This window comes from Pseudomonas sp. NY15356 (assembly GCF_048068175.1).
GTDB classification, from domain to species: domain Bacteria; phylum Pseudomonadota; class Gammaproteobacteria; order Pseudomonadales; family Pseudomonadaceae; genus Aquipseudomonas; species Aquipseudomonas putida_K.
The window spans coordinates 102,235-110,969 of sequence record NZ_JBLUPW010000016.1 but is presented as its reverse complement, the minus strand read 5'-3'; the positions used below and the strand labels follow the sequence as shown (position 1 = coordinate 110,969).

The following is an 8,735-nucleotide window of genomic DNA, read 5'->3' as shown; positions in this document are numbered from 1 at the left end:
GGTGCTGCCCTGCTCCATGTACGCCAGGCGTGTCTGGGCCACCGCGCCGTTGATGGCATAGTCGGTGAGCGAGGTGACGCCGGCCGCATTGGTCGTCGCCAGCGGCGCGCCGGTCGCGTCGTGGATGCCAGTGATGGACAACGGTGCTTCGGTGTCATCCGCAGTGGTCGTCGCCCAGTCCGGCGTCTCGATCTCAGGCTTGAGCAAGCGCTGCTCGGCGGCCAGGGACTGGCCTGTCAGCGAAATGCTCAGCGGTCGGCTGATACCGGCATTGTTGCGCAGTTCCACCTGGCTCCCGGCCAGGTTCCGCGCCTGCCATTTCGCCTCGGCCAACGGCGCATACGTGTACTGCTCACGCACGCGCCCAGCCCGCGCGCCAAGCGCTGTTTCGCTCAGCGACAATGGCCGGCCGCCGGCATTGGCCGCCTCATAGGCAGCCGTGGACACGGTGCCCTGGGCATTGCGCGACCACAAGGGCCGGCCTGCCACGTCGGGCAGCGTGAAGGCGGCATCGCCATCGGCGGTATGCAGGCACAGCGGTTGGCCGGCCAACCCTGAAACGGTGACCGCATCGGCATTGCCGGTGGCGGTATTGTTCAAGGCGCGAGCACCGAACAGCCGCGTGGTGCGGCTGAACGGGCAAACGACCGTGCGGCTGACCAGCACGCGGGCAGGTGCCCGCGCAGCCTGGGGAGTACGCAACAATGATAAGGTGCGGAACGCGCCCGACACAGCAGGGGTGCCCGCGTGCAAGGTATCGGATTGACGACCGACCCAGCCGGTCGAACGGCTATTCAACATATAACGGCGATTCCACTAAGCCTCATTGCAGGCTCGAAGATAGCAACGAAGAACACACCGCCAAACTGTGAGAACACCGAGGTCATTGCCCGCCAGGGTGAGCATCGATCGAGGCGTACAACAGGCCCTGCTTCAAAACGCCACCACGTCATGAGCTCGACGCCAAAATCCTGGCGACCAAGCCCTTATCGCAAAATGCCATAAGACCGTTCGTAGTTTTTTGACGTTTTTTGAAAAATTTTTTCACATGCTGGCATATAACCATCCCGCACCAATTCGGCCCTTTATATATAGGGGTTAAACCGGACCGTGCTATCAGTTTGAAAGTATTTTCGATTGAGAAAATATTTAGAAATCTTTCGCCGGTGCGAAACCGACCTTGGAACTTCTGCTACCGACGATGGCTCATAGGACCCGTAACGCATTTCCTGCGGCAGACGTGAGAAATGACTTACAGATGACAACCGGCCGGTATCCACTACCGGCTCCAATAACTTCGACAGGCGCAACGGTACCGACCGAGGGCCCTGTCCACGAAGGAGAGACGCGCCCCTACTAATCGTCCTAGTGGTTGATTTCATAGGATTTTTCCAATTGAAAGAACAAGCACAGCAGTATGCGAACTAGCACACTGCAATAAAGACGGCTGCATTTCAGGGCACGCCTTTTAATTACTGGCCTTTGACTGCCAATAGTGAGTGCACAACTTTGCGCGCTCCGGATTTATTCATGCCTGCGTTCGGCGAACTGTCCATTCGCCAGGGAGCCGTGCGCCCGAAAACTGCTGGTCAATCAACCCGGTTCGGTTCTTCCCGGAGGAACCGACGTGATAAACACACGAGGTGAATACGATGCGTATCAGCATCTTTGGTTTGGGTTATGTGGGTGCCGTCTGTGCAGGTTGCCTGTCGGCACGGGGCCATGAAGTGATTGGTGTGGACGTGTCCAAGACCAAGATCGACCTGATCAACCAGGGCAAGTCGCCCATCGTCGAGCCGGGTCTGGAACCGCTCCTGCAGCAGGGCATCGCCAATGGCCGCCTGCGTGGCACCACCGACTTCGCCGAAGCCATTCGTGCCAGTGACGTGTCGATGATCTGCGTCGGCACCCCGAGCAAGAAGAACGGCGACCTGGGCCTTGAGTACATCGAATCGGTGTGCCGCGAGATCGGCTACGTACTGCGCGATACCGAGCGCCGCCACACCATCGTGGTCCGCAGTACCGTACTGCCGGGCACCGTCAAGAACGTGGTGATCCCGATCCTCGAAGACTGCTCCGGCAAGAAGGCCGGCGTCGACTTCGGCGTCGCGGTCAACCCTGAGTTCCTGCGCGAAAGCACCGCCATCGCCGACTACGACCGCCCACCGATGACTGTCATCGGTGAGCTGGACAAAGCCAGCGGCGACGTGCTCCAAGCTATCTACGAGGAGCTGGACGCGCCGATCATCCGCAAGCCGGTCGAAGTGGCCGAGATGATCAAGTACACCTGCAACGTCTGGCACGCCACCAAGGTCACCTTCGCCAACGAGATCGGCAACATCGCCAAGGCCGTGGGTGTCGACGGCCGCGACGTGATGGACGTGGTCTGCCAGGACAAGGTGCTGAACCTGTCCCAGTACTACATGCGCCCAGGCTTCGCCTTTGGCGGCTCGTGCCTGCCCAAGGACGTGCGCGCCCTCACCTACCGCGCCTCGAGCCTGGACGTGAAGGCACCGCTGCTCGACTCGCTGATGCGCAGCAACGAGTCCCAGGTGCAGAACGCCTTCGACATCATCGAAAGCCACGACAAGCGCAAGGTCGCCCTGCTGGGCCTGTCGTTCAAGGCCGGCACCGACGACCTGCGTGAAAGCCCGCTGGTGGAACTGGCCGAGCGCCTGATCGGCAAGGGCTACGAGCTGAACATCTACGACCAGAACGTCCAGTACGCCCGCGTCCACGGCGCCAACAAGGACTACATCGAGTCGAAGATCCCCCACGTGTCCTCGCTGCTCAACGATGACCTGCAGCACGTCATCGACAACGCCGACGTGATCGTCCTGGGCAACCGCGACGAGAAGTTCCGCGCCCTCGCCCAGCAGGCACCGGAAGGCAAGCAGGTGATCGACCTGGTCGGCTTCATGACCAAGCCGACCTGCACCACCAGCCGTACCGAAGGCATCTGCTGGTAACCGGCCGGGCAGCGGGCAACCGCTGCCCTTCCCCCTGATTCTCGCGACGGATGCTGAACATGCAAAGGCTCCAGACAGTGCTGTTGCAGTGCGCCGGGTGGCTGCTCTACGTGAGCCTGCTCATGCTGATCGCCCTGGCCCTGCCCAGCGACATCTTCGACTCGCAGTCGAAGCACTTCATCTTCCTGGTCGGCGCTGTCGGCATCTGGCGCTATTCCATGGGCGCCACCCATTTCATCCGTGGCATGGTCTTCCTCTACGGCGTCTACCCGTACCTGCGCCGCAAAGTGCGCAAGCTGGGCAAGGCGGCCGACCCGTCCCACGTGTACCTGATGGTCACCAGCTTCCGCATCGACGCCCACACCACCGCGCAGGTCTACAGCTCGGTGATCCGCGAGGCGATCGATTGTGGCTACCCCACCACCGTGGTCTGCTCGCTGGTGGAGATGTCCGATGAGCTGCTGGTCAAGAGCCTGTGGGCCCGCTACAACCCGCCCGCCCACGTCAAGCTGGACTTCGTGCGCATCGCCGGTACCGGCAAGCGCGACGGCCTGGCCTTCGGCTTCCGCGCCATCTCGCGGATGATGCCCGACGAGCATGCGGTGGTCGCGGTGATCGACGGCGACACCGTGCTCGGCGAAGGCGTGGTCCGCAAGACCGTACCTTGGTTCAAGCTGTTCCCCAATGTCGGTGGCCTGACCACCAACGAATTCTGCGAAGTGCGCGGCGGCTACATCATGAGCGAGTGGCACAAGCTGCGCTTCGCCCAGCGCCACATCAACATGTGCTCGATGGCCTTGTCCAAGCGCGTGCTGACCATGACCGGGCGCATGTCGATGTTCCGCGCAAGCGTGGTGACCAACCCCGAGTTCATCGCCGACGTGGAAAGCGACTCGCTGCACCACTGGCGCCTGGGCCGCTTCAAGTTCCTTACCGGTGACGACAAGTCCAGCTGGTTCAGCCTCATGCGCCTGGGCTACGACACCTTCTACGTGCCGGACGCGGCGATCAACACGGTCGAGCACCCGCCGGAGAAGAGCTTCCTCAAGGCCAGCCGCAAGCTGATGTACCGCTGGTACGGCAACAACCTGCGGCAGAACTCCCGCGCACTGGGCCTGGGCCTCAAGCGCCTGGGGCTGTTCACCAGCATCGTCCTGTTCGACCAGCGCGTGTCCATGTGGACCAGCCTGCTGGGCCTGACCGTGGCGGTGATCGCCAGCCTCAAGTTCGGCCTGGGCTTCTTGCTGGTGTACCTGCTGTGGATCGGCATCACCCGCCTGATCCTCACCATCATGCTGCTGTGCTCGGGCCACAACGTAGGGCCGGCCTACCCGCTGATCCTTTATTACAACCAGATCGTCGGCGCGATCATGAAGATCTACGTGTTCTTCCGCCTCGACAAACAGTCGTGGACCCGCCAACCGACTGCGCTCAAGCGTGACCTCGCAAGTTTTCAACAATGGTTCAACACCTGGTCCTCGCGGACCATGACCTTCTCGGCGGCCAGCATCTTCGTCGCTGTGCTGTTCATGATCGTGTGAGCCCCCCGGAACGGAACTAACAGGAAAGAAATCGCCATGAATACCGCCGTGAACGCCAATGTCGTGCATGAGTCCGAAGCCCAGCGCCAGCATGTACGGGTACGCATCCCCGCCAAGCTGCGCTACCTGGACCGCAATCGCGAGACGCACGATGTGAAGGTGGACGATCTCTCCGCCGGGGGCCTGTCCTTCCATACCAACAAACCGCTGAATGTCGGGGACGTGCTGCGTGGCCGCCTGCAGTTCACGGTCGACAACCTGGGCCTGTCCATGGACGTCGAGTTCCAGGTCCGCTCCTACCAGAGCACCGGCCGCACCGGCGTGCAGTTCCAGAACCTGGAGCCGCGCGACGTGGCGACCCTGCGTCACATCATAACCACCTTCCTGTCCGGCGAGATGATCGACGTGGGCGGCGTGCTCAGCACCCTGCAGCGCGACAACTTCACCAAGGCGCGCAAGCAGAAGGACAACGGCTCGGGCCTGTCGGCCTTCGGCCGCCTGCGCGCGGTCACCGTCAGCCTCGGCGTGTTCGTGGTCGGCGTGGCCGCCTTCGGCTTCATCGCCAAGTCGCTGTATGGCATGTACTTCGTCAGCCACGCCGAGGCCGGTGTGGTCGCCGTACCCACCACCAACGTCACCATGCCCCGCGATGGCACCGTGCAGAGCCTGGTGGAAAGTGGCGGCCAGGTGGTCAAGGGCGCGCCGCTGGCGAGCTTCAGCACCAGCATGCTGGACATGCTCAAGGGCCACCTGGATGACTCGCAGCTCGAGCCGGCCAAGGTCGAGGAGCTGTTCGGCAAGCAATTGTCCGGCACCCTCACCAGCCCCTGCGACTGCGTGGTCTCGCGCCAGTTGGTGGACGACGGCCAGTATGCAGCCAAAGGCCAGCCGATCTTCCAACTGGTCCCACGTACCAGCAACCCGATGATCGAGGCACGCTTCAGCTACCGCCAGTTCGACCAGGTCAAGCCCGGCACCCGCGTGCAGTTCCAGATCGCCGGCGAAGACGACGTACGTACCGGCCAGATCGTCAGCAGCGCCAACCTCAACAGTGAAGATCTGGCTTCGGACATCCGCGTGCAGATCAAGCCCGACGGCGCCCTGCCTGCCGAACTGGCTGGCCGCCCTGCCTCCGTCAATGCCGACCGTGGCCCGTCGTTGGACTGGCTGATCGACAAGGCCGTGGCTCGCGGGCTGTAAGAGGGATCGAACGATGACTAGCGGACTTCGCACCCCCTGTGGGAGCCGGCTTACCGGCGATCGAGCGCGCAGCGCACGCCCAGCCGCGGCATTGGCCAATCGCTGGCAAGCCAGCTCTCACTGGGCCCGGGAAAACCTGGGGCTCTGTGGCCTGGCCCTGGCCGTCGCCCTGGCCGGCTGTGCCGGCCTGCCCGACCAGCGCCTGGCCAACGAGGCCATGAAGCGCGGCGATACCGCCCTGGCCGAGCGCAACTACAAGGCCCTGGCCGACCTGGGCTACAGCGATGCCCAGGTCGGCCTGGCCGATATCCAGGTCGCCACCCGCGATCCGGCCCAGCTCAAGCAGGCCGAGGCCACCTACCGCGCCGCTGCGGCCACTTCGCCGCGTGCCCAGGCCCGCCTCGGCCGCCTGCTGGTGGCCAAGCCCGACGCCACCCAGGCCGAGCGCCAGGAGGCCGAGACCCTGCTCAAGCTCGCGGCACAACAAGGTGAGAGCAACACCCTGATCCCCCTGGCGATGCTCTACCTGCAGTACCCGCAGAGCTTCCCCAACGTCAACGCCCAACAGCAGATCGACCAGTGGCGCGCCGCCGGCAACCCCGAGGCGGGCCTGGCCCAGGTGCTGCTCTATCGCACCCAGGGCACCTACGACCAGCATCTGGGCGATGTGGAGAAGATCTGCAAGGCCGCGCTGAGCACCACCGACATCTGCTACGTGGAACTGGCCACCGTCTATCAGAAGCGTGCCCAGCCCGACCAGCAGGCCGCGCTGATCCAGCAGCTCAAGGCCGCCTACGACAGCGGCGCGGTACCGGCCACCCGGGTCGACAGCGTCGCCCGCGTCCTGGCCGACCGCAGCCTGGGCCAGACCGACGAGAAGACCGCCAAGGAACTGCTCGAACACGTGGCCCCGGTCAACCCAGCCTCCTGGGTGAGCCTGGCGCAGCTGGTGTACGACTTCCCCGAGCTCGGCGACACCGATCAACTGCTGGCCTACATCGACAAAGGCCGCAAGGCCGAACAGCCTCGCGCCGAACTGCTGCTGGGCCGCCTCTACTACGAAGGCAAGGCCCTGCCGGCCGATGCCAAGAAGGCCGAGCAACACCTGCAGGCCGCCGCCGATGCCGGCGAGATCAGCGCCCACTACTACCTCGGCCAGCTGTACCGCCGCGGCTACCTGGGCCACGTCGAGCCGCAGAAGGCCGTCGATCACCTGCTCAGCGCTGCCCGTGGCGGCCAGCTGAGCGCTGACTACGCCCTGGCCCAGCTGTTCAGCGAAGGCCGTGGCATCCGCCCGGCGCCGACCAACGCGTGGGTATTCGCCCAACTGGCCCAGGCCAACCCGACGCCCCAGTCGGCCGAGCTGCTGCAAAAGCTCGACCAGCAATTGACCCCCGAGCAACGCAACCAGGCCCAGCAACTGCTGGATCAGGAAAAGCAGGCGCGCGGCAGCATGGCCCAGGTCGGCAACAGCACCCTGGCCCAGGAAGCCCTGCAAGACGAAGAAAAAGAAGTAGACGGTGAGGACTCGCTATGACGCTCAATCCATTCGTGAAAGCCGGCATTGGCCTGAGCTTCGCCCTGCTGTGGTCCTGCCCGACCCTGGCGGAAATGACAGCCGACAAGAACTTCGGCCTGGACATCAAGATCACCGGCCAGTCCGAGGACGACCGCGACCTGGGCACCCGCTCCGGCGGCGACGTCAACGGCCTTGGCCTTGACCTGCGCCCCTGGGTGTACGGCGAGCGTGGCAACTGGAGCGCCTTCGCCATGGGCCAGGCGGTGGCCGCCACCGACATCATCGAGACCGACACCCTGCGCCAGTCCGACGACGGCAGCACAGTGGACAACGCCGACGATGGCCGCAAGCCCGACAAGAGCTACCTGGCGATGCGCGAATTCTGGGTCGGCTACAGCGGCTTCACCCCGTACCCGGGCGAGCAGCTGCGCTTCGGTCGCCAGCGCCTGCGCAGCGACGACGGCATGTGGCGCGACACCAACATCGAGGCGCTGAACTGGACCTTCGACACCACCCTGCTCAAGGCTGACCTGGGCGTAGCCCAGCGCTTCAGCGAATACCGCACCGACCTCACCGAGCTCGCCCCCGAGGACAAGGACCGCACCCACGTCTACGGTAACGTCGCCACCCAATGGACGCCGGGGCACTGGGTTGGCGTGCGTGCCCACCACACCCACGACAGCGGCAGCCTGAAAGACCCGGGCGAAACCGTCGATGCGCTGGACAAGACCCGCACCGGCGATCTCACCTGGCTGGGCCTGGAAGCCAACAGCGACGCCTACAACTGGCGCAACGACCACACCGTCAACTACTGGGGCAGCGTCACCTGGCTGACCGGCGATCGCGACACCCTCAGCAGCCAGACCGTGGGCAACGAGCAGGTCGCCACCGGCAAGCAGAGCGGTGACGTCAATGCCTGGGCCACCGACCTGGGCGTGCGCCTGCGCCTGAACCCCAACTGGCAGGTCGGTGCAGCCTACGCCCGCGGCAGCGGCGGTGGCGGCAGCGACGGCTCGAGCAACTACGAGCAGACCGGCCTCGAGAGCAACCGCTCCAACTACACCGGCACCCGCTCGCGCGTACACCGCTTCGGCGAAGCCTTCCGTGGCGAGCTGGGCAACCTGCAGGCAGCCACCCTGTTCGCCTCCTGGCAGCTGCGCGACGACTATGACGCAAGCTTCATCTACCACAAGTTCTGGCGCGTCGATGACCAGCAGAACATCGGTTCCAGCGGCATCAACGCCGTGGTCGAGGACAACGGCGTGAACCGTCCGCTGATCAACGGCGAGAAGGACCTGGGCCAGGAGATGGACGTGGTGGTCACCAAGTACTTCAAGCAGGGCCTGCTGCCGGCTTCGCTGAGCCAGTCGATCGACGAGCCGTCGGCCCTGGTGCGCCTGCGTGCCGGCGTGTTCAAGCCGGGCGACGCCTACGGCAGCGAGACCGACTCCTACATGCACCGCGCCTTCGTCGACGTGATCTGGCGCTACTGAGGCCCGGGAGAGG

The 8,735-nt window shown here is 64.3% G+C and carries 6 protein-coding genes; 5 read left to right on the top strand and 1 reads right to left on the bottom strand.

The genetic code is table 11. From position 1 onward, the window contains the following. A partial coding sequence (locus tag ACNFCI_RS14750; RefSeq protein WP_416768028.1) for a hypothetical protein occupies positions 1-801 on the bottom strand: 801 nt, incomplete at its 3' end. Positions 802-1,652: 851 nt separating this feature from the next. Here ACNFCI_RS14750 and ACNFCI_RS14745 point away from each other — a divergent pair. The 5 genes from ACNFCI_RS14745 to ACNFCI_RS14725 are packed head-to-tail and all read left to right on the top strand — an operon-like array spanning position 1,653 to position 8,722. After that, entirely contained in the window at positions 1,653-2,969 is a 1,317-nt protein-coding gene (locus tag ACNFCI_RS14745) for a nucleotide sugar dehydrogenase (protein ID WP_368829355.1), read from the top strand. 59 nt (positions 2,970-3,028) lie between these two features. Next, positions 3,029-4,510, top strand: coding sequence for a mannuronan synthase (alg8, locus tag ACNFCI_RS14740; RefSeq protein ID WP_216356236.1), 1,482 nt, complete (start codon positions 3,029-3,031; stop codon positions 4,508-4,510). Between the two features lie 36 nt (positions 4,511-4,546). Further along, a complete protein-coding gene (locus ACNFCI_RS14735) occupies positions 4,547-5,710 on the top strand; it encodes an alginate biosynthesis protein Alg44 (RefSeq protein WP_084857172.1) in 1,164 nt (387 codons plus the stop codon). 13 nt (positions 5,711-5,723) lie between these two features. Further along, a complete protein-coding gene (gene algK / locus ACNFCI_RS14730) occupies positions 5,724-7,247 on the top strand; it encodes an alginate biosynthesis TPR repeat lipoprotein AlgK (RefSeq protein WP_253249339.1) in 1,524 nt (507 codons plus the stop codon). Then, entirely contained in the window at positions 7,244-8,722 is a 1,479-nt protein-coding gene (locus ACNFCI_RS14725; protein WP_084857168.1) for an alginate export family protein, read from the top strand. Before algK ends, ACNFCI_RS14725 begins: the two co-directional genes overlap by 4 nt. Positions 8,723-8,735: the final 13 nt, after the last annotated feature.

Coding starts and splice junctions, on each gene's coding strand:
- ACNFCI_RS14745 (WP_368829355.1), top strand. CDS start 1,653: ATGCGTATCAGCATCTTTGGTTTGGGTTATGTGGGTGCCGTCTGTGCA.
- alg8 (WP_216356236.1), top strand. CDS start 3,029: ATGCAAAGGCTCCAGACAGTGCTGTTGCAGTGCGCCGGGTGGCTGCTC.
- ACNFCI_RS14735 (WP_084857172.1), top strand. CDS start 4,547: ATGAATACCGCCGTGAACGCCAATGTCGTGCATGAGTCCGAAGCCCAG.
- algK (WP_253249339.1), top strand. CDS start 5,724: ATGACTAGCGGACTTCGCACCCCCTGTGGGAGCCGGCTTACCGGCGAT.
- ACNFCI_RS14725 (WP_084857168.1), top strand. CDS start 7,244: ATGACGCTCAATCCATTCGTGAAAGCCGGCATTGGCCTGAGCTTCGCC.